Source organism: Micromonospora profundi, from assembly GCF_011927785.1.
Taxonomy (GTDB): domain Bacteria; phylum Actinomycetota; class Actinomycetes; order Mycobacteriales; family Micromonosporaceae; genus Micromonospora; species Micromonospora profundi.
The window spans coordinates 4,714,235-4,738,339 of the sequence record NZ_JAATJK010000001.1 but is presented as its reverse complement, the minus strand read 5'-3'; the positions used below and the strand labels follow the sequence as shown (position 1 = coordinate 4,738,339).

General features: G+C 69.8%; 3 protein-coding genes (1 of these 3 running past the window's edge). All 3 read left to right on the top strand.

The annotated features are described in order from the left end of the window. Tightly spaced (each overlapping or abutting the next), the 3 genes in view from F4558_RS20750 to F4558_RS20740 form a layout consistent with a single transcriptional unit that may run on beyond the window. A protein-coding gene (locus F4558_RS20750) for a non-ribosomal peptide synthetase (protein ID WP_167945622.1) crosses the window boundary here: on the top strand, positions 1-21,743 show its 3' portion. 1,525 nt of this gene lie to the left of the window's left edge; the window shows 21,743 of its 23,268 coding nt (coding positions 1,526-23,268); the start codon falls outside the window, past its left edge; its stop codon occupies positions 21,741-21,743. Next, the gene (locus F4558_RS20745; protein WP_167945620.1) at positions 21,743-22,729 is read left to right on the top strand and encodes an ornithine carbamoyltransferase; all 987 of its coding nucleotides are present in this window, start codon (positions 21,743-21,745) and stop codon (positions 22,727-22,729) included. Before F4558_RS20750 ends, F4558_RS20745 begins: the two co-directional genes overlap by 1 nt. Further along, entirely contained in the window at positions 22,693-24,105 is a 1,413-nt protein-coding gene (locus tag F4558_RS20740) for an MFS transporter (RefSeq protein ID WP_312877376.1), read from the top strand. The genes F4558_RS20745 and F4558_RS20740 overlap by 37 nt, the downstream gene beginning before the upstream one ends.

The following is a 24,105-nucleotide window of genomic DNA, read 5'->3' as shown; positions in this document are numbered from 1 at the left end:
ACGCGGCGGCGCTGACGGTAGGCGACACCACCAGTGGGTACGCCGAGCTGAACGCCGACGCCAACCGGCTCGCCCACTGGCTGCGCGGCCACGGCGCCGGCCCGGAGCGGCTGGTCGGGGTTCACCTCGACCACGGCCCCGAACTGGTTCCGGCCCTGCTCGGCGTGCTCAAGTCCGGTGCGGCGTACCTGCCCCTCGACCCGGCCTCGCCGGACGAACGCCTCGACTTCATGATCAGCGATGCCGGCGCGGCGATCGTGCTGACCACCACCGCCCACAGTGACCGCTTCGCCGACTTCGACGGAACCGTCGTGCTGTTGGACGCCCCGGATTTCGCCACGGAACTGGCCGCCCAGCCGGCCACCGACCCGGCAGTGCCGATGGACGTGGACAACCTCTGCTACGTCATCTACACCTCGGGCTCCACCGGCCGGCCCAAGGGCGTCGCGGTGGCCCACCGGCAGGTGCTGCGGCTGCTGACAGTCACCGCCGGCGACTACCGGTTCGGCACCGACGACGTGTGGACGCTGCTGCACTCGTACGCCTTCGACTTCTCGGTCTGGGAGATCTGGGGCTGCCTGCTGCACGGCGGTCGCCTGCTTGTGGTGCCGCGGGCGCTGGCCCGGTCCCCGCAGGAGCTGCTCGACGAGCTGATCGCACAGCGGGTCACTGTGCTCTGCCAGACGCCCACGGCGTTCCGCGCCCTGGTCGGACTGGCGGCCAAGGGCGACCCCCGGGTGGACCAGCTCGCCCTGCGGGTGGTGACCTTCGGCGGCGAGAAACTGGACTTCGCCGAGCTGGCGCCGTGGGTGGCCAGCCGTGGCGTGGACGCGCCACAACTGATCAACATGTACGGGATCACCGAGACCACCGTGCACACCACGTACCACCGGGTCGTCGCCGCCGAGGTGGGCGGTGCTGCCAGCCGGATCGGCGTACCCCTGTCGGACCTCACGGTCCACCTGCTCGACGCCGACGGTCGGCCGGTGCCGATCGGCGTGCCCGGCGAGATCCACGTGGGCGGCCCGGGTGTCGCCCGCGGCTACCTGGGTCGTGCCGACCTGACCGCGCAGCGGTTCGTGCCGAACCCGTGGGGGCCTGCCGGTTCGCGGCTCTACCGCAGCGGCGACCTCGCCCGACGGCACGCCGACGGAGGGCTGGAGTTCGTCGGACGCATCGACCACCAGGTCAAGATCCGTGGTTACCGGGTGGAGTTGGGCGAGATCGAGGCGGCCCTGACCGTCCTGCCCGGCGTCCGGGACGCGGTGGTGGTGCTGCGCGAGGACACCCCGGGCGACCAGCGGCTCACCGCGTACCTGGTGGCCGATGACACCTCGACGCTGCTGCGCCCCTCGCAGCTGCGCGCGGCGCTGGGTCGGACGCTGCCGGACTACATGGTCCCGGCGGCGTTCATGCCGCTGCCCCGGATCCCGCTCACCGTCAACGGCAAGCTCGACCAGGCCGCGCTGCCCGCCCCGGGCCGTTCGGTGGTCGCCGTCGACAGGCCGTACGTGGCTCCGCGTACCACAGTGGAACAGCAGCTCGCCGACGTCTGGACCGCCACGCTCGGGCTGGACCGGGTGGGCGTACAGGACGGCTTCTTCGACCTCGGCGGTGACTCCATCCGCGCCGTGGCGCTGGCCGGCGCGCTGCGGGCGGCGCACTTCGACGTGGAGGTCCGGGACATCTTCGAGCGGCGTACCGTCGCCGAACTGGCCGAACTGCTCACCGCGCGGCCCGCCACCGAGCCGGAGCCGACCGTCGCCCCGTTCGAGCTGGTCGGCGAGGCGGACCGGGCCGTGCTGCCCGCCGGTGTGGTGGACGCCTACCCGTGCACCCAGGGACAGCTCGGCATGCTTGTCGAGCTGCTGTCCGACACCGAGCAGAACCCCTACCACAACGTGACCAGCTACCGGGTCCGCGGCGAAGGGGAGTTCTCCCTTGAGGCGCTGCGCGCCGCCGCGGCGCTGCTGGTTCGTCGCCACGAGGTGCTGCGTACCTCCTTCGACCTGACCAGCTATTCGGTGCCGATGCAGTTGGTGCACGCCACCGCCGAGCTGACCGTCACGCACGACCACACGTTCACCACCGAGCGGGCCGAGCTGGACCGGGAGCTGCGCGAGCACATCGCTGTCGAGCGGGCCCACCTGTTCGACCTCGACCGCCCGTCGCTGCTGCGGCTGCACGCCCGTACCTGCTCGGACGGCAGCTGGTGGCTCACCATCACCGAGTGCCACCCGATCCTGGACGGATGGAGCTACCACTCGCTGATCATGGAGTTGGTCCGCGCCTACCACCAGATCCGTGCCGGTGAGCCGCCGTCGCCGCAGCCGATCCCGTCGGTGCGGTTCGCCGACGCCGTCGCTGCCGAACGACTGTCGGTCACCGGCGACGAGGACCGGGAGTTCTGGCGTGGCGTGCTGGCCGGACGGGTCCGTCACGACCTGCCCACCGGCTGGGGTGACCCCGACGCGCCGGAGGGCGCCAAGCACGAGCACTGGGTGCCGGTGCAGGACCTCGAAGCCTCGCTGCGGGACCTGGCCCGGCGCCTCGGTGTGCCGTTCAAGTCGGTGATGCTTGCCGCGCACCTCAAGGTGATGAGCCAGCTGGCCGGCGCCGATCGGTTCTACACAGGGCTGGTCTGCAACTTCCGCCCCGAGGCGGCCGGTGCCGACCGGGTGTACGGCATGCACCTCAACACCGTGCCGGTCGGCTACGACGGCCCGGCCGCCACCTGGTCGGAGCTGATCCAGCGGACCTTCGCCGCCGAACTGGCGTTGTGGCCGCACCGGCGCTACCCGCTGTCCACCCTGCAACGCGAGGTCGGCGAGGACGCCCGCATGCTCGACGTGCGGTTCAGCTTCCACGACTTCCACCAGATCGACACCGACGACATCGACTACGCCGAGTCCATCGACGACAGTCCCACCGAGTTCCCGCTCGGCGTGTTCAGCCGGCTCGGCTTCCTCACCCTCCAGGCCAGCCAACGCAACGTCGGCCACGACGCCCTGCGCCGCCTCGGCGCGATGTACCGGGTGGTGCTGGAGGCGATGGTGGCCGACTCGGGCGGGGACGCGCGGGTGATGTGTCTGCCGGCGGGTGAGGTGTCGGTGGTGTTGGTCGACGGCGACGGCGTGGTGGAGCCGCTGTCGGGGTCGGTCCTGCAGTGGTTCGAGGAGCAGGTTTCCCGGGTGCCGTCGGGCGAGGCGGTGAACGGTGTGTCGTTCGCCGAGTTGGATGCGCGGGCGGTGGTGTTGGGGTCGTTGTTGGCCTCGCGGGGTGTCCGTCGGGGTTCGGTGGTGGGGGTGTTGCTGGATCGGAGTGTCGATCTGGTGGCCGCGCTGCTGGGTGTCTGGAAGGCGGGGGCGGCGTTCGTGCCGGTGGACCCGTCGTATCCGGTGGGCCGGGTCGAGGCCATGTTGGCCGATGCGGGCGCGTCGGTACTTGTGACGTCGTCGGGGCACGTGGATCGCTGCCCCGGTGGTGTCGAGGTGTTGACCGTCGATTCGATGCCGCCGGCGGATTCGACTGTGGTGTTGCCGGGTGTGGTGGATCTGGATGGTTTGGCGTATGTGATTTTCACGTCGGGGTCGACGGGTCGGCCGAAGGGCGTGCAGGTTACGCATCGAGGTTTGGCGAATCATGTTCGTTGGGCTTCTGTGGAGTTGGCGGGTCGTGGTGTTGGCGGGTGTGCCGTTTTCTCGTCGGTTGCTTTTGATTTGCAGGTGCCGAATCTGTGGGCGCCGTTGGTGATGGGTCAGCGGGTGTTCATGGTTGATCAGGACCTGGACCTGGCGGAGTTGGGGGAGGCGCTTGCGGCGGCTGGCCCGTTCAGTTTCTTGAAGTTGACGCCGGGTCATTTGGAAATTTTGGGTCGGCAGCTCTCGGATGAGCAGCTGGCTGGGTTGGCGCCGGTGGTGGTGGTTGCGGGTGAGGGGTTGCCTGCGGCGTTGGCTAATCGGTGGTTGGGTATTTTGGGTCCGGGGAATTTGATTAATGAGTATGGGCCGACTGAGGCGTCGGTGGGGACGTGTGTTTTCCCGGTGCGGGTGGAGCAGACTTTGCCGGTGGTGCCTATTGGTCGGGCGTTGCCGGGTGTGCGGATGTTCGTGCTTGATTCGTGGATGAATCTGGCGCCGGTGGGTGTGGTTGGTGAGTTGTTCGTTGGTGGTGTGGGTGTTGCTCGGGGTTATGTGGGTCAGTCGGGTTTGACGGCGGATCGGTTTGTGCCGGATCCGTTTGGGTCGGCGGGGTCGCGGTTGTATCGGACCGGGGATTTGGTTCGTCGCTTGGCCGATGGCGCGGTGGAGTTCGTGGGCCGGGTCGATCATCAGGTGAAGGTCCGTGGTTACCGCATCGAGCTGGGCGAGATCGAATCGGTGATCGGCGCGGTGGCCGGGGTCCGTGATGTGGTGGCGCTGGTCCACGGCGAGGGCTCGCGGCTTGTGGCGTGCTACGTGCCGGACGGCCCCGATGTCGGTCTCGCAGAGCGGGTGCGGCGGGAGTGCGCGAGCCGGCTGCCGGAGTACATGATCCCGGCGGACCTGGTGGCGGTGGAGTCCATTCCGCTCAACGCCAACGGCAAGGTCGACAGGGCCGCTCTCGCGGCGTCGGTGACCGGTGGCGGGCGGGTGCACGTGGACCCGCGTACCGACCTGGAACGGCAGCTCGCGGAGATCTGGGCACGCGTGTTGAACCTCGACACGGTAAGCGTCGTGGACAGCTTCTTCGACCTGGGCGGGCACTCGATCAGCGCCATCGCTCTCGTCGGCGCCCTGCGTACGGCGGGCTTCTCCGCCTCGGTGCGTGATGTCTTCGTGCACCGCTCCGTCGCCGCGCTCGCCGCGCACCTGTCGGCGGGGGACGCCGCCGAGGTCGCGCCCGCGTTCCAGCCGGTGGCACCGTTCGCGCTTCTCGACGACGCCGACCGGGCCGCCCTGCCCGCCGGCCTCAGCGACGCCTACCCCATCGCCCAGGTGCAGCTCGGGATGCTCGTCAAGACGATGACCGACACCGAGCGGCACACCTACCACAACGTCTCGGCCTTCCCGATCCACGACGAGCAGCCGCTGGTCCCCGACGCGCTGCGCCGTGCCGTGCAGACCGTCGTCGACCGGCACGAGATCCTGCGTACGTCGTTCGACCTGAACGGCTACTCGGTGCCGCTGCAACTCGTGCACGCCGAGGTGCCGATCGAGGTGACCGAACTCGACCTGCGCGGCCCGGACACCGAGGCCCGGATGAGCGCCTACATGGCCGCCGAGCGGGCCAACCCGTTCGCGCCGGACCAGGTCCCGCAGATACGCGTCGCCGGTGCGATCGGCGAGGGCACCGCCTGGTGGTTCGTGCTGACCATGTCGCACGGCATCCTCGAAGGCTGGAGCCACCACTCCCTGCTGATGGAGATCCTGGACAACTACCGGCGGCTACGGGACACCGGCGCTCCGGTGCCCGTCGACGCGCTGCCCGTGCGCTACGCCGACTTCGTGGCCGCGGAGCTGGCCGCGCTGACGTCCGCCGAGGACGAGGCGTACTGGCGGGGCGTCGTCGAGCACCCGCGGTTCGCCCTGCCCGCCGGCTGGGGTGCCCCCGACTCCGACCCCCAGTTCCAGTGCGGCACCCGGGTGCCGCTGCACGACCTGCTCGACGGGCTCCGGGAGCTGGCAAGCAGCACCGGCACCGCACTGAAGAGCGTGCTGCTGGCCGCGCACCTGAAGGTGATGAGCCAGATCACCGTCGAGCCCGTCTTCACAAGCGGCCTGGTCTGCCACGGGCGGCCCGAGGTGACCGGCGCGGACCAGGTGTACGGCATGCACCTGAACACGTTGCCTATCGTGCACCGCGGTCCGGCGGCCACCTGGACGGAGCTGATCCGGCAGACCTTCGACGCCGAGTTGGAGCTGTGGCCGCACCGGCACTACCCGCTGCCGTCGGTGCAGCGGTTCACCGACGGCGCCCGGCCCATCGAGATCCTCTTCAACTACCTCGACTTCGCCCAGGTCGACACCGACCGGGTCGGCTTCGACGACGCCGTCTACGAGGCGTCCAGCGAGTTCGACCTGCACGTCTCCACACTGGACGGCACGCTCAGCATCCTCAGCGACCCTCACGTCGTCAGCTACTCCAACGTCCTGCGCCTGGGCTCTATGTACCGGGCGGTGCTGGAGGCCATGGTGGCCGACCCGCACGGGGACGCGCGGATGGTGTGCCTGCCGGCGGGTGAGGTGTCGGTGCTGTTGGCCGACGGCGACGGCGCGGTGGAGCCGTTGTCGGACTCGGTGCTGGGGTGGTTCGAGCAGCGGGTGACGGCAGTGCCGTCGTGCGAGGCCGTCAATGGGGTGCCCTTCGCGGAGTTGGATGCGCGGGCTGTGGTGCTGGGGTCGTGGCTGGCCTCGTCCGGCGTATCCCGTGGCTCGGTCGTGGCGGTGTTGCTGGATCGGGGTGTCGATCTGGTGGCCGCGATGCTCGGGGTGTGGAAGACGGGCGCGGCGTTCGTGCCTGTGGACCCGTCGTATCCGGCCGGTCGGATCAGCTCGATCCTGGCGGATGCCGGTGTGTCCCGTGTGGTGACGTCGGCCCACTACGCGGATCGGTTCCCGTCCGGGGTCGAGGTGCTGGTGGCCGAGCGGGCTGTGGAGTCGCAGCAGCCGGTGGTCCTGCCGGGTGTGGTGGATTTGGATGATTTGGCGTATGTGATTTTCACGTCGGGTTCGACGGGTCGGCCGAAGGGTGTGCAGGTTACGCATCGGGGTTTGGCGAATCATGTTCGTTGGGCGTCGGTGGATTTGGCGGGTCGTGGGTCGGGCGGGTGTGCTGTTTTCTCGTCGGTTGCTTTTGATTTGCAGGTGCCGAATTTGTGGGCGCCGTTGGTGGTGGGCCAGCGGGTGTTGATGGTGGATCAGGATGTGGATTTGGCGGAGTTGGGGTCGGTGTTGTCGGCTGCTGCTCCGTTTAGTTTTTTGAAGTTGACGCCGGGTCATTTGGAAATTTTGGGTCGGCAGCTCTCGGATGAGCAGCTGGCTGGGTTGGCGCCGGTGGTGGTCGTTGCGGGTGAGGGTTTGCCTGCGGCGTTGGCTAATCGGTGGTTGGGTATTTTGGGTTCGGGGAATTTGATTAATGAGTATGGGCCGACTGAGGCGTCGGTGGGGACGTGTGTTTTCCCGGTGCGGGTGGAGCAGACCCTGCCGGTGGTGCCTATTGGTCGGGCGTTGCCGGGTGTGCGGATGTTCGTGCTTGATTCGTGGATGAATCTGGTGCCGGTGGGTGTGGTTGGTGAGTTGTTCGTCGGTGGTGTGGGTGTTGCTCGGGGTTATGTGGGTCAGTCGGGTTTGACGGCCGATCGTTTCGTGCCGGATCCGTTTGGGTCGGCGGGGTCGCGGTTGTATCGGACCGGGGATCTGGTTCGTCGGTTGGCCGATGGCGCTGTCGAGTTCGTGGGCCGGGTTGATCATCAGGTGAAGGTTCGTGGTTACCGGATCGAGCTGGGTGAGATCGAGTCGGTGATCGGCGCCGTCGCCGGCGTCCGCGACACCGTCGCCCTGGTCCATCCGGAAGAGGCGCGGTTGCTCGCCTTCTACGTGCCGGAAGGACCGGACGCCGGCCTGGCCGCCCGGGTGCGGCAGGAATGTGCCAGTCGACTGCCGGAGTACATGATCCCGGCGGACCTCGTGGTGGTGGAGTCCATTCCGCTGAACGCCAACGGCAAGGTCGACAGGGCCGCCCTGGCCGCGTCCGTCGGGGAGACCGGCCGGGCGCACGTGGCTCCCCGTACCGACCTGGAACGGCAGCTCGCGGAGATCTGGGCACGCGTGTTGAACCTCGACATCGTCAGCGTGGTGGACAGCTTCTTCGACCTCGGCGGCGACTCACTGCGAGCGGTCGCCCTGGTTGGCGCGCTCCGGGGAGCGGGCTTCCCCGTCGGCGTCCGGGACGTCTTCGTGCACCGCACCGTGACGGCGCTCGCCGCGCACCTCGCGGCCAAGGACGGCGCCGAGGTCGCACCGGAGTTCCAGCCGGTCGCACCGTTCGCGTTGCTCGACGACGCCGACCGGGCTGCCCTGCCCGCCGGCCTCACCGACGCCTACCCCATCGCCCAGGTCCAACTCGGCATGCTCGTGGAGATCCAGAAGGACCCGGCGCGGTCGCTGTACCACATCGTCCGGTGCTTCCGGGTGCACAGTCGCCAGTCCTTCTCGGGCGAGGCGCTCACTGCGGCCGTGCACGATATCGTCGCCCGGCACGAGACCCTGCGTACGTCGTTCGACCAGCACACCTACTCGGTGCCGCTGCAACTCGTGCACGCCCATGCCCCCGTCGACGTACGGATCCTGCGCCTCGACGAGGAGCGGGCCGAGGCGCACCTGCGCGGCTACGTCGACGCCGAGCGGGCACGGCCGTTCGACCCGGAGCACCCCGCCCCGCTGCTGCGGGTCAGCGCCCATGTCGGCACCGACGGCGGATGGTGGCTCACCGTGGCGATCAGCCACCTGGTGACCGGCGGCTGGGACCTGAACACCCTGCTGGCCGAGCTGCTCAGCTGCTACGAGCGGCGCTGTGTCGGCATGGCACCGGAGGCGCCGGAGCCGTTCGCGGTCCGGTACGCCGATTTCGTCGCCGGCGAGCAGGCGGCGCTGGCCTCGGAGGCCGACGAGGCGTACTGGCGGGCTGTCACCTCCGACCACGCCCGGTTCACCCCACCGGCGGGCTGGGGTGACGAGTCCGCGGCGCCCGGGGCCGTGCTGCGGCACCGGCTCAGCTACCAGGACCTCGACCCACGGATCCGCGGGCTGGCCTCGACGTACGAGGTGTCACCCAAGGCGGTTCTGCATGCGGCTCATTTGAAGGTGATGAGTCAGTTGTCGGGGGAGCGGCGTTTTTACACGGGGTTGGTGTGTGATGCGCGGCCGGAGGTGCGGGGTGCGGATCGTGTGCATGGGATGTACATCAATGTGTTGCCGTTCGGTTTTGAGCGGGGTGTGGGTTCGTGGCGTGATCTGGTGCGGTCGGTGTTTGACGGTGAGGTGCGGTTGTGGCCGCATCGGCGTTTTCCGTTGCCGGCGGTACGGCGTCTGACCGGCGCCGACACGCATCCCATCGACGTCGTCTTCGACTACACCGAGTTCCGTCGCGCCAACACCGACAGCGAGGAGCAGGTCGGCTTCGAGGCCGTCGCCGGTGAAGGTGGCACCGAGTTCGCCCTCCAGGTCACCGCGGCCAGCGGCTTCCTCGACCTCGTCGCCGATGCTCGGGTTTTTGGGTCGGCGGGGTTGGTGCGGTTGGCGGGGATGTTCCGGGTGGTGTTGGAGTCGATGGTTGCGGATCCGGGTGGGGATTCGCGGGTGGTGTGTGTGCCGTCTGGTGAGGCGGAGTGGTTGTCGCGGGTGGGTGTGGGTTCTGTGGTGCCGGTGGAGGGGGTGGCGTTTTCGGCTTTTGAGGCGCAGGTGGGTGTGCGCCCGGATGCGGTTGCGGTTTCTGGTGGTGTGGTGTCGTTGTCGTATTCGGAGTTGAATGCGGCGGCGAACAGGTTGGCTCGGTATTTGCGGTCGGTGGGTGTGGGTGCCGAGGTGTTGGTGGGTGTTTGTTTGCATCGTTCGGTGGAGCAGGTGGTGGCGATGCTGGCGGTGCATAAGGCGGGGGGTGTGTATGTGCCGTTGGATCCGGGTTATCCGGGTGAGCGTTTGGGTTTGATGGTTGCTGATGCGGGGGCGTCGGTGGTGGTGACGTCGTCGGTGTTGGTGGTGGGGTTGTCGGGGTTGTCGGCTGAGGTGGTGTTGGTTGATCGGCCGGGGTTGTGGGCTGGTGAGTCTGCTGAGGATGTGCCGCCGGTCGTGGGTCCGGAGAGTGCGTGTTATGTGATTTACACGTCGGGCTCGACGGGCCGACCGAAGGGTGCTGTCGTCACCCACGCCGGCCTGGTCAACCGGACCGCCCACGTCGCACCCACGATCAATCGACTCGATGCCGACGGCGTGCTCCTCCAGAAGACCGAGATCGGGTTCGACGTCTCACCGGCAGAGGTCTACGCCGCACTGTCGGCCGGGGCGCGGATCGTCGTGGCCCGCCCGGGTGGACACCGCGACCCCGCGTACCTCCGTGATTTGATCATCGCCGAGTCGGTCACCTCGATCGAGCTGGTGCCCAGCATGCTGTCGGCGCTGCTCGCCGAGGGCATCACCGACTGCACCTCACTGCGATCCGTGGCGGTCGGCGGCGAGGAGTTGCCGGTCGATGTGGCACGGGCGTTCCTGGCCGCGCTGCCCGACTGCGAGCTGCACAACACCTACGGGCCAGCGGAAACCACAGTGGACATCACCAGCTGGCACTGCACCGCCGACGACCTGGCCGACGTGTCCCGGGTTCCGCTGGGACGGCCCTTCCCGAACATCACCCTGCGCGTCCTCGACGACCTGCTTCAGCCGGTGCCGGTGGGCGCCCCCGGCGAGTTGTACGTGGCCGGTGTGGGTGTGGGTCGGGGTTATTGGGGTGCTGCGGGGTTGACGGCGGATCGGTTTGTGCCGGATCCGTTTGGGTTGGTGGGGTCGCGGTTGTATCGGACTGGGGATGCGGTGGCGTGGCGGTCGGACGGGACGTTGGAGTTCCTGGGTCGGTTGGATGCGCAGGTGAAGTTGCGTGGTGTGCGGGTGGAGTTGGGTGAGGTGGAGTCGGCGTTGCGGTCCTGTGTGGGTGTGCGGGATGCGGTGGCGTCGGTGGTGCGGGTGGATGGTCGGCAGGTGTTGGCCGGTTTTGTGGTGCCTGTTGGTTCGGGTGTTGATGTGGTGGGTGTGCGGGAGGTGTTGCGGGGGGTTTTGCCGGAGGTGTTGGTGCCTTCGGTGGTGATGGTTGTTGATGTGGTGCCGGTGGATCCGAATGGGAAGGTGGATCGGCGTCAGTTGCCGGTGCCGGTGCTTGGTGATGAGTCGGCTGGTGTGTTTGTGGCGCCGGTGTCGGTGGTGGAGCGGGCTGTTGCGGGGGTGTGGGCGCGGGTTTTGGGTCGTGACGTTGTTGGTGTCGAGTCGAGTTTCTTTGATCTCGGTGGTGATTCGATGCTGGCGGTGTCGTTGGTGGGTGCGTTGCGGGCGGCTGGTTATCCGACGAGTGTGCGGGATGTTTTTGCTTACCGGACGGTGCGCGGGCTGGCTGCCAGTTTGGGTGAGGGCGTTGACGAGTGGGAGCCGGTGGCGCCCTTCGCGCTGCTGTCAGATGCCGACCGCGCCGCTCTGCCGGCGGGCCTGACCGACGCCTACCCGGCGACCCAGGCCCAGGTGGGAATGGCTGTCGAGATCGCCAAGGACGACGCCGCCAGGCCGTACCACATCGTCCACACGATGCGTGTCGACGACGGGCTGCCCTTCGACGTCGAGCCGCTGCGGGCCACCCTCGCCGAGCTGGTCGCCCGGCACGACACGCTGCGCACCTCGGTCGACCTCGCCGGCTACTCGGTGCCCATGCAGCTCGTGCACGCCGAGGCGCAGGTGCCGATCGCTGTGCATCCCGACGCGAGCGGTCATCCGGCGTACGTCACCGCCGAGCGCGGGCGGCCGTTCGACCTGGCGTCGCCGCCGCCACTGCTGCGGGTGGCCGTGCACCGCGAGGACGACAGGGCCTGGTGGCTCACCGTCTCCGTCAGTCACCTCATCACCGGCGGCTGGGACCTCAACCTCCTGCTGGCCGACCTGCGCGACGGGTACCACCGGAGGCGGCGCGGCGAGCAGCCGACGCCCGTCGAGCCGGTGGCCGTCCGGTACGCCGACTTCGTGGCCGCCGAGCTGTCGGCGCTCGACTCCGAGGCGGACGCCGACTACTGGCGGGACGTGGTGACAGGTAGGCCGAAGTTCACACTGCCGGACACCCTGGCGACCGAGCCCGGCCCGCGGCAGGTGTCCCGCACCGAGCTGGACATCGCCGACCTGGACCCTGCGTTGCGCGGGCTCGCCAGCAGCCTCGGCGTATCCGTCAAGGCCGTTCTGCATGCGGCTCATTTGAAGGTGATGAGTCAGTTGTCGGGGGAGCGGCGTTTTTACACGGGGTTGGTGTGTGATGCGCGGCCGGAGGTGCGGGGTGCGGATCGTGTGCATGGGATGTACATCAATGTGTTGCCGTTCGGTTTTGAGCGGGGTGTGGGTTCGTGGCGTGATCTGGTGCGGTCGGTGTTTGACGGTGAGGTGCGGTTGTGGCCGCATCGGCGTTTCCCGTTGCCGGCGGTACGGCGTCTGACCGGCGCCGACACGCATCCCATCGACGTGGTCTTCGGCTACACCGAGCCGCGCACCGACCTCTCTGTCGGGAAGGCCGCGGGCGGACCGAGCGCCGCACCGACGCCCGACGGCCACACCGCGCGGGCCAACGATGCCACCGACGAGCGGACCGCCAGCGACGTGGCCGCCACCGAATTTCTCCTGTCCGTCGGTGCCAGCCCGACCGTGATCCGTCTCGTCGGTGACGGGCGGGTGTTTGGGTCGGCGGGGTTGGTGCGGTTGGCGGGGATGTTCCGGGTGGTGTTGGAGTCGATGGTTGCGGATCCGGGTGGGGATTCGCGGGTGGTGTGTGTGCCGTCTGGTGAGGCGGAGTGGTTGTCGCGGGTGGGTGTGGGTTCTGTGGTGCCGGTGGAGGGGGTGGCGTTTTCGGCTTTTGAGGCGCAGGTGGGTGTGCGCCCGGATGCGGTTGCGGTTTCTGGTGGTGGGGTGTCGTTGTCGTATTCGGAGTTGAATGCGGCGGCGAACAGGTTGGCTCGGTATTTGCGGTCGGTGGGTGTGGGTGCCGAGGTGTTGGTGGGTGTTTGTTTGCATCGTTCGGTGGAGCAGGTGGTGGCGATGCTGGCGGTGCATAAGGCGGGGGGTGTGTATGTGCCGTTGGATCCGGGTTATCCGGGTGAGCGTTTGGGTTTGATGGTTGCTGATGCGGGGGCGTCGGTGGTGGTGACGTCGTCGGTGTTGGTGGTGGGGTTGTCGGGGTTGTCGGCTGAGGTGGTGTTGGTTGATCGGCCGGGGTTGTGGGCTGGTGAGTCTGCTGAGGATGTGCCGCCGGTCGTGGGTCCGGAGAGTGCGTGTTATGTGATTTACACGTCGGGCTCGACGGGTCGTCCGAAGGGCGCTGTCGTCACCCACGCCGGCCTCGTCAACCGCACCCAACACGTACTGCCTGAGGTCTACCGCCTCGGCCCGGACGGCGTCGTCCTCCAGAAGACCGAGATCGGCTTCGACGTCTCACCGGCAGAGGTCTACGCCGCACTGTCGGCCGGGGCGCGGATCGTCGTGGCCCGACCTGGCGGCCACCGCGACCCCACGTACCTGCGCGAATTGATCATCGCCGAGCAGGTGACGACGGTCCACTTCGTTCCGACGATGCTGTCGGCGCTCCTCGCCGAGGGCCTCGAGCAGTGCACCTCGCTGCGCTCCGTCGGCGTCGGCGGCGAGGAGTTGCCGGTCGACGTGGCGCGGGCGTTCCTGGCGGCGCTGCCCGGCTGCGAGCTGCACAACACCTACGGGCCCGCCGAGGCGGCTGTCGACGTCACCAGTTGGCGGTGCGACCCCGACGCCCTGGCCGAGTTGACCCGGGTGCCCCTCGGCGGCCCGCACCCCAATCTGCGGCTCTACGTCCTCGACGAGGACCTCACGGTGGTCCCGATCGGCGTACCTGGCGAGCTGTATCTCGGCGGCGTCGGTGTGGGTCGGGGTTATTGGGGTGCTGCGGGGTTGACGGCGGATCGGTTTGTGCCGGATCCGTTTGGGTTGGTGGGGTCGCGGTTGTATCGGACTGGGGATGCGGTGGCGTGGCGGTCGGACGGGACGTTGGAGTTCCTGGGTCGGTTGGATGCGCAGGTGAAGTTGCGTGGTGTGCGGGTGGAGTTGGGTGAGGTGGAGTCGGCGTTGCGGTCCTGTGTGGGTGTGCGGGATGCGGTGGCGTCGGTGGTGCGGGTGGATGGTCGGCAGGTGTTGGCCGGTTTTGTGGTGCCTGTTGGTTCGGGTGTTGATGTGGTGGGTGTGCGGGAGGTGTTGCGGGGGGTTTTGCCGGAGGTGTTGGTGCCTTCGGTGGTGATGGTTGTTGATGTGGTGCCGGTGGATCCGAATGGGAAGGTGGATCGGCGTCAGTTGCCGGTGCCGGTGCTTGGTGATGAGTCGGCTGGTGTGTTTGTGGCGCCGGTGTCGGTGGTGGAGCGGGCTGTTGCGGGGGTGTGGGCGCGGGTTTTGGGTCGTGACGTTGTTGGTGTCGAGTCGAGTTTCTTTGATCTCGGTGGTGATTCGATGCTGGCGGTGTCGTTGGTGGGTGCGTTGCGGGCGGCTGGTTATCCGACGAGTGTGCGGGATGTTTTTGCTTACCGGACGGTGCGCGGGCTGGCTGCCAGTTTGGGTGAGGGCGTTGACGAGTGGGAGCCGGTGGCGCCCTTCGCGCTGCTGTCGGATTCCGACCGGGCTGCCCTGCCGAACGGCCTCACCGACGCCTACCCCGCCGCGCAGACCCAGCTCGGCATGCTCGTCGAGCTGGCCACCAGCGGAGACCGGGCGGCCTACCACAGCGTCATCGCCCACCAGGTCCGCGACGGGCGGTCGTTCTCGGCCGACGCGCTGCGGGCCGCCGTCGCGACTGTCGTCGCCCGGCACGAGATCCTGCGCACCTCGTTCGACCTGACCAGCTACTCGGTGCCCATGCAGCTCGTCCACGCCGAGGTGACCCCACAGGTGACAGTGGTGGATGGCCGGGACGTGCCCGCCGACGAGCAGGAGCGACTCTTCCAGGAGTTCGTCGCGGCCGAGCGGGCCACCCCCTTCGACCTGGCTGTCGCGCCACTGCTGCGCATCGCCGCGCACCAGGACAGCGACGAGAGCTGGTGGCTGAGCTTCACCATCTGCCACGCGGTCACCGAGGGCTGGAGCAACGCCCAGCTGCTCGCCGAACTGCTTGCCGTCTACGCCGACCTCGCCGACGGGCGGAGCCCGACCGAGACCGAACAGCCGGCCGTGCGGTACGCCGACTTCATCGCCGCCGAACTGTCCGCGCTGGCGTCCGACGAGGACCGGGACTACTGGCGCGCGGTGGTCGACGGGAGCAGCCCGTTCGTCCTGCCCGCAGGCTGGGGCGAGCCCGGCGACCCGACTGCCATCTCGACAACCGTCGACATCGCGGATCTGGACGAGGCCGTGGCGCGGTTCGCCACCGAGTCCGGCGTCTCGGTCAAGGCGGTGCTGCACGCGGCGCACCTGAAGGTACTCAGCCAACTCAGCACCGAACAGCGCTTCCACGCCGGGCTGGTCTGCGACGCCAGACCCGAGGTGCTGGGCGCCGACCGCGTGCAGGGCATGTATCTCAACACGGTGCCGTTCGGCTACGAGCGCAGCGCCCGGACGTGGCGCGACCTGGTGACAGACGTCTTCGATCGTGAGGTCGACCTCTGGCCGCACCGGCGGTTCCCGCTGGCGGAGATCCAGCGCGGCAGCGGCCAGCGGCTGCTGCGGGTCCTCTTCAACTACCAGGACTTCTCCCGCGCCGGGCAGCGAGCGACCACGACGGGCACCGAGCCGGTCGTCGTCGGCAGCGCCGGCGACGGCGCGACCGAGTTCGAGCTGTCGGTCTTCGCGCACCGGGGCAACTACCAGATCTCCAGCCGCACCGACGTGCTCTCCCGGGCCAACCTGGAGCGGCTGGCCGGCATGTACCGGGCCGTCCTGGCGTCGATGGTCGCCGACCCGGACGGCGACGCCCAGGCGGTCCACCTGCCCGGTGGTGAGCGGGAGCGGCTGCTCGGCGTTGTCGACACCGGCGTCGAGGAGCCGGTGACCGGCACTGTGGTCGAGCTGTTCGAGGCCCGCGCGGCAGCCGCACCCGACGCGGTCGCGGTGGTCGCCGGGCCGACCCGACTGACGTACGCGCAGGTGAACGCACAGGCCAACCGGCTCGCCGGGCACCTGCGGGCCGCCGGTGCGGGCAGGGGCACGGTGGTCGGTGTCTGCCTGGACCGGGGCGCCGACCTGGTGCCCGCCCTGCTCGGCGTGATCAAGGCCGGTGCCGCCTACCTGCCGCTGGACCCGACCCAACCGGCCGAGCGCATCGCGTACCTGCTCGCCGACGCGGGCGCCGGGACGGTGGTCGCCACTGGTGCCCACGTCGACGCACTGGCCGGCTACGACGGGAACCTGGTGCTGCTCGACCGCACCGATCTGACCGGCCACCCGCAGACCGACAGGGCCCCGGTGAACGACGCCGACGACCCGCTCTACGTCATCTACACCTCCGGCTCGACGGGCCGCCCGAAGGGTGTCTGCGTCAGCCACGCCAACGTGCTGCGGCTGCTCGACAGCGCGCAGGAGCACTACGCCACCGACGAGACCGACGTGGTGGCGCTGTTCCACTCGTACGCCTTCGACGTCTCGGTGTGGGAGTTGTGGGGCGCGCTGCTGCACGGCAGCCGACTGGTGGTGGTGCCACCGGAGGTGGCCCGGGTGCCCGACGACCTGCTCGACCTGCTGATCGAGCAGGAGGTGACCCTGTTGGCCCAGACCCCCACGGCCTTCCGCGGTCTGGTCCGGCTGGCCGCTGACGGTGACAAGCGGCTACGGCGACTGGCGCTTCGCGCGGTGGTCCTGGCCGGCGAGCGGCTCGACTTCGCCGAGCTCAGCCCGTGGGTCGACCGGCTCGGGCTGGCCCGGATCGCCCTTGTCAACATGTACGGGATCACCGAGACCACCGTCTACTCCACCTATCACCGGATCACCCGCGCCGACCTCGCCGCCGGGGTGGGCAGCCGGATCGGGCGTCCGCTTGCCGGCCTGCGCATGTACGTGCTCGACCAGCAGGGGCACCCGACGCCGCTCGGTGTGCCCGGCGAGATCCACCTGGCCGGGCACGGTGTGGCCCGGGGTTACCTGAACCAGCCGGCGCTCACCGCCCAGCGGTTCGTGCCCGACCCCTACGGCCCCGCCGGCAACCGGATGTACCGCACCGGCGACCTGGGGATCCGCCTGCCCGACGGCAGCGTGGAGTTCCTCGGTCGGCTCGACGACCAGGTCAAGCTGCGTGGCTACCGGATCGAGTTGGGCGAGGTGGAGTCGGCGCTGGCCGCGCTGCCGGAGGTCACCGAGGCGGCAGTCGTCCTTCGCGAGGACACCGCAGGCGATCCACGGCTGGTCGGATACCTGGCCGCCGCCTCCGGGCAGCGGCCGAGCACCGGCGAGCTGCGCGCGGCGCTGGCTCGCACGCTGCCGGACTACATGATCCCGGCGGCGTTCGTGACGCTGGACCAGTTGCCCCGCAACAACAGCGGCAAGCTCGACAGGCGCGCGCTGCCCGCACCGCGGGACGGCGATCCCGGCGACGGGCGGGCCATCATCGGTCCGCGTACCGAGTTGGAGGAACGGGTCGCCGGGATCTGGGCACAGGTGCTGGGCCTGCCGGCGGTGGGCGTGGAGGACGGCTTCTTCGAGCTGGGTGGCCACTCGATCAAGGCGCTGGTGCTGGCCAGCACGCTGCGGACGGCAGGGCTCGACGTCTCGGTCGCTGACGTGATGGACCTGCAGACCGTCGCCCGGCTCTGCGCCGCGCTTGTCGACCGCACCGGGCCGGTGCACGTCGACCGCCCGGTGGAGCCGTTCGAGCTGGTGTCCGCGCCGGACCGGGCCCTGCTGCCGGACGGCCTCACCGACGCGTACCCACTGTCGCAGGTGCAGCTCGGCATGTTGCTGGAGATGCTTGCCGACAACGGCTGGAACCACTACCACAACGTGACGTCCTTCCTTGTCCGCGAGGACGACCCGCTGGACCTGCCGACGCTTCGCGAGGCCGTGCACTCCGTGGTCAACAGGCACGACGTGCTGCGCTCCTCCGTGGACCCGACCGGCTATTCGGTGCCGATGCAGCTTGTGCATTCCGAGGTGCGGGTGCCGGTCGTACCGCACGACCTGCGAGAGCTGTCCGAGGGCGACCGGCAGGCCGAGCTGCGCCGCCTGGTCGCCGCGGAGTACGGGTCACCGTTCGACGTCGAGCGGGCACCGCTGCTCCGGTTCGCCGTCTGCCAGGAGACCGACCAGAGTTGGCGGCTGGTGCTGACCATCTGCCACGTGGTCGTCGAAGGCTGGAGCCTGCACGCGCTTGTCGCTGAGATCCTCGACCGCTACCGCGCGATGCGTGGCGGCGCGCAGGTGGAGCCGGAACCGCTGCCGGAGGTGCGGTTCGCCGACTTCATCGCCGGGGAACGCCGCGCCCTGGAATCTCCGGCGGACCGCCGGTACTGGCAGGACCTGATGGACCGGTGTGCGAAGTTCACGTTCCCCACCGGCTGGCAGCCCACGTCGCCGCCGCAGGCGCGTACCGCCCACACCGCCCGGGTGCCGTTCCGCGATCTGGAGCCGCAGCTTCGCGCGCTGGCCTCCGCCGCGCGGGTCTCGCTCAAGGCGGTGCTGCACGCCGCGCACCTCACGGTGCTCGGCCAGCTCACCGACGAGCCCCGGTTCTACAGCGGCCTGGTCTGCCACACCCGGCCGGACATGCAGGGCAGCGAGCGGGTGTACGCCATGTCGCTGAACACGCTGCCCTTCCCGTACGAGCGCGACTGCGCCACCTGGACCGAACTGGTCCGCCGGGTGCACGCCACGGAGGTCGAGATGTGGCCGCACCGGCGCTATCCCGCGCCGGCGATCCGACCGGCGGTTTCCGGCACCCGACTGCTCGACGTCTACTTCAGCTACCTCGACTTCGACGAGGTGGTCGGTGAGCACGTCGAGTCCGGCCCCCGGTACGCCGCCGCCAGCTCGGAGTTCGCCCTGGCAGTCTCTGCGGTCGCCGGGCACCTGGAGCTGAGCAGCGACAGCGACCACCTGGAGCGCGCCGATGTCGAACGGTTGGCCGCGATGTACCGGCTCGTGCTCGACGCGATGGTGGCGGACCCGGACGGCGACGCCCGTGCGGTCCTGCTGCCCGACGCGGAACGGCACAACGTGCTCGTGGACTGGGCGGAGTCGGCCGACGAGATCCTGCCGGAGCCCGGCATGGTGCCCGACCTGGTGCGGGACACTGCCGCCATCGCGGGCGACGCGGAGGCGGTCGGCGAGCTGAGCTACGCCGGCCTCGACGCGGCGGCGAACCGGCTCGGCTGGCACCTGCGGGAGCGGGGCGTCGGGCCGGAGCGGGTGGTGGGGGTGCTGCTCGACAGGGGTACGGACCTCGTCACGACCCTGCTGGGCATCTGGCGGGCGGGTGGGGCGTACCTGCCGATCGACCCGTCGTACCCGGCGGCGCGGATCGCGTCGATGCTCACCCAGGCCGGAGCCACAGTCGTTGTCACCAGCACCGTCTACGCGGACCGGTTCACCGGCGTCGAGCAGGTGCTGCTGGACGTCGACGCGGAACGGATAGCGGCCCACCCGGACGAGCAGCCTCCCGGCCGTACCGACAGCGACCAGCTCGCGTACGTGATCTTCACGTCGGGCTCGACGGGACAGCCCAACGGCGTGCAGGTCAGCCACGGCAGCCTGGCCGACTACCTGAACTGGGCGGTGCGCGAGCTCGTGGCCAATCGGTCCGGTGGCGCGGCGCTGTTCTCCTCGGTGGCCTTCGACATGGTGGTGACCACCATCTGGGCGCCGCTTGTCGCCGGGCAGCGGCTGTGGCTGTTGCCCGCCGACGCCGGGCTCGACGAACTCGGCCCGCGGCTGGCAGCGGCGGGACCGTTCAGCTTCGTCAAGCTGACCCCGAGTCACCTGGACCTGCTCGCCGGGCAGTTGTCCAGCGAGCAGGCAGCCGCACTCACGCCGGTGCTGGTGCTGGGCGGCGAGGCGCTCACCGCACGGACCTGCGCGCGGTGGCAGGAACTCGCACCACGGACCGTGCTGCTCAACGAGTACGGACCCACCGAGGCGACAGTCGCGGTCAGCCGATACCCGGTGACCGGCGCGCTCACCGGCCATGTCGCGCCGATCGGTAGGCCGCTGGGCCGGATGCGTACCTACGTGCTGGACGCCCGGCTGAACCCGGTGCCGGTGGGCGCTGTCGGCGAGGTCTATCTGGGCGGGCCGCAACTGGCCCGGGGGTACGCGGGACGGCCCGGGTTCACCGCCACCCGGTTCGTGCCCGACCCGTACGGGCCTGCGGGTTCCCGGTTGTACCGCACCGGTGACCGTGGCAGGTGGTTGCCGGACGGGCAGCTCGACCTGCTGGGCCGGGTCGACGACCAGGTGAAGATCCGCGGGCACCGGGTGGAGCCTGGCGAGGTCCGTGCGGTGCTCCTCGAACATCCCGCCGTACGCGACGCGGCGGTGGTGGCCCGTCCGGCGCCGGGCGGGGGCAACCAGCTCATCGCGTACCACGTGGGTGGTGCCGACGACCTGGCCGGGCACTGTGCCCGGCGGCTGCCCGCGGCCCTGGTTCCGTCGGCCTTCGTGCCGGTCGACGCCATCGCGCTCAATCCGAACGGCAAGGTGGACCTGCGGGCGTTGCCGGCGGCGCCGGTGCGGGCGGAGACGGAGATCGTCCCGCCGCAGGGTGCGGCCGAGACCATCCTCGCCGGGATCTGGGCCGAGGTGCTGGACGTGCCTCGGATCGGTCGTCAGGACCGGTTCTTCGCCCTCGGCGGGCATTCCCTGCTCGTGGTGCCAGTGGTCACCGCGGCCCGGCAGGCTGGCCTCCCGCTCACGCTGCAACAGGCCATGCTGGACCGGCCGCTGGCCGATCTCGCCGCCACCCTCACCCCTGCCGATCCGCCATCGCGGGCCGATGCGGCACGAGCCGTGGCGCTGCCCCGGATCACCCCGTTGCCGCAGATCGCTCCACTGCTCGCCGAGGCGCGAGTGCCCGGCGCGTCGCTGGCAGTGCTTGCCGACGGCGAGGTGGTGGAGGTCCACGCTGTCGGACAGCTCGTCTCGGGCGGTGACGCCCTGGTGACTCCGGCGACCATCTTCCAGGTGGGCTCGGTCAGCAAGCTGGTCGCGGCGGTGGGGGCGCTGGCTCTTGTCGACAGGGGAGCCCTCCAGCTCGACTCGGACGTCAACGCGTACCTCAAGGCTTGGCAGTTGCCCACCGACCGGCCGGTGAGCCTGCGGCAACTGCTCAGCCACGTCGCCGGGCTGACGTCGACGGGCAGCGCCGGCCACCCGCGCGGCGGCCCGGTGCCGCCGCTGTCGGACCTGCTGCTGGGCCGTGGAGTGCCCACCGACCCGGTACGCGCGCTCGACGCGCCCGATCCGGTGGCTGTGGAGCGCAACAGCCATTTCGTGGTGGTCCAGCAGCTCATGGAGGACGTCACGGCGACACCCTTCGCCGAGCTGATGGCTGAGCTGGTCTTCGCGCCGCTGGGAATGACAGGCAGCAGCTTCGACCAGAGCTTCCCGGAGACGTCCGGCCGGCCGGTGGCCGCCGGGCACGACGAGCGGGGCGAGCCGCACCCGCACGGCTGGGAGGTACGCGCGGACCTGGCGGCGGCCGGTCTCTGGACCACCGCCACCGACCTGGCCGCGCTGACCAGGGAGATCCAGACCGCGTACCGGGGTGACCCGGCAGTGCTCAGCCGGGAGTCGGTGCTGGCGCAACTGACCACCGGGCCGGGCGGCGTCTTCGGGCTCGGCCTCATGGTGGACCGCATCGAGGATGGCGCTGAGACGCACGTGGAGTTCACCCACCGGGGCCGCACCGCCGGCTACCGGGCGCTCACCACCGGTCGGGTTCCGGACGGGACCGGACTGGTGCTGCTGACAAACGGCGAGGCAGGCGACGAGGTCATGTCGCTGCTGATGTCGAACACCGCACGGACGGAGGACATGTGATGACGACGACCGTGCCGACGATCTCCGCGACGGCCATCGACCCCACCACCCGTCAGGTACGGCACCTGGTGTCGATCCGCGACCTGACCGAACAGGACCTGTACTCGATCGTCGCCCGGGGCGCCGCGTTCGCCTCCGGGGAATGCGGCAGCCCGCTCGCCGGGCAGGTGGCCGGGGTCTACTTCCTCAAGACCTCGACGCGTACCCGGACCGCCTTCACCAGCGCCGCGCTGCGGCTCGGCGCCGGCGTGATCCAGTACGGCCCGCAGGACCTCCAGACCAACACGGGGGAGACCAGCGAGGACACCGGCCGGGTGCTGTCCGGCATGCTCGACGTGCTTGTCGCCCGTACGGCCGGCGACCCGGCCGAGTTGCGGGCCTGGGCTGCCCAGAGCCGCATGTCGGTGGTCAACGCGATGAGCGCCGAGGAGCACCCCACCCAGGCGCTGACGGACCTGACCACGCTGCTGCGGCAGTTCGGCCGGATCGAAGGACTGCGCCTGCTCTACCTGGGGGAGGCCAACAACACGGCCACCGCGCTCGCCCTGGCCCTCACCCGGTTTCCGGGCGTGGAACTGGAACTGCGCACCCCGCCCGGCTACGGCCTGCCCGCCAAGGTCCTTGCCGACGCCACCCGGCAGGCCGCGATCAGTGGGGCCAGCATCGTCGAGCGGTGCCACATGGCCGACCTGCCGGGTGATCTCGACGCGATCTACACCACCCGCTGGCAGACCACCGGCACTGTGAAGCCGGACCCGAACTGGCGTCAGGTCTTCGCCCCGTTCCGTGTCGAGCAGGAGCTCTGGCGGCGCAGCCCGAACGCCGTCTTCCTGCACGACCTGCCAGCACATCGCGGCGAGGAGGTGACCTCCGAGGTCCTCGACGGGCCGGCGAGCATCGCGTTCGGCCAGGCGGAGAACAAGCTCTACAGCGCCATGGCGGTGCTCGAGTGGTGCCGCTCGCCCTCGGGCGGGACGACGCTGTGACTGTCACCGAGCCGCCGGGCGCACCCGCCCGTCGCGCGGCGAAGCTCACCCGCAACCGGGACTTCCTGCTGCTCTGGACCGGCTCGGGGCTCTCCGCGCTCGGTGCCCGGGCCACCTCCATCGGCTACACCCTGCTGGTCTACTGGTCGACGGGGTCGGCCACTGCGGCCAGCCTCGTCACCTTCGCCGCGTTGCTGCCGAACCTTGTCGCCCAACTGCCGGCCGGCGCGCTTGTCGACAGGTGGAACCGGCGTACGACGATGCTGGTCTGCACCGCCGGCCGGATTCTCGGGGTCGGCAGCGTGGGAGCGGTGGTGCTGCTCGACGCGGTGTGGCTGCCGCACCTGATGGTGGTCGCGTTCCTGGAGGCCACCCTCGGCATCTGCTACACGCTCGCGGAACGGGCCGCGGTGTGCGCCGTGGTGCCCCGCGACCAACTGGGCGGGGCGTTGGCGGCGAACGAGTCACGGGCGAACGCCGCGAGCATCCTCGGCCAGCCGACCGGCACCGTGCTCTACTCCGTGGCCCGGTTCGCGCCGTTCCTGTTCGCCACCGTCGTGCACCTGATGTCGCTCGTGACACTGCTGTTCGTCCGGCGGGACCTGCGGGCACCCCGGTCGTCGGATGGCGAGGGGAGCGGCCTGATCGCCCAGATCAGGGAAGGTGTCGCCTTCATCTGGGGCAAGCTCTACCTGCGTCGGGCGCTGTGTCTCTTCGCGGCCAGCAACATCCTCTTCCAGATCCTCAGCCTCGGGCTTGTGGTGCTGGTCAAGGACCGGGACGGCACGCCCGCGACGGTCGGGGTCCTGCTGGCGGTCAACAGCGTCTTCGGCATGGCTGGCGCGATGACGAGCAACGCCTTCCTGCGCCGGTGGGGCATCCGCCGAATGATGATCGGCATCCACCTGGCGTGGGCGGTGCTGATGCCGCTGCTGGTGGTGGCGCCCGGCCTGGTGGCGGTAAGCGTGCTCCTGGCGCTGATCAACTACGGCGCCGGGATCGGCAACGTGGCAGGCGTGCTGTACCTGCTCAGGACGACACCCGACGAGCTGCGGGGCCGCGCCGGCTCGATCTTCACGCTGCTCTCCTCCGGTGCCAACTCGATAGGCGCACTGCTCGCGGGCTTCCTGCTGGACGCCGTACGCATCGAGGTGGCGTTGGCAGTCGTGGGCGCGACGATGGTGGTGATCGCGGCATTCGCGGTGCTGGCCTTCGGCACCCGTACCGCCGCGCAGGCGGAACGGGCCGAGGCGGACGCCGAGCGTGCGGCGGCGGAGCAGGTGGCAGCCGAGCGGGCCGACGCGGAGCGAGCGGCAGCCGAGCGGGCGGACGCCGAGCTGGCAGCGACGGCGGCCGGCCGCGACCCGCGTGGCTGA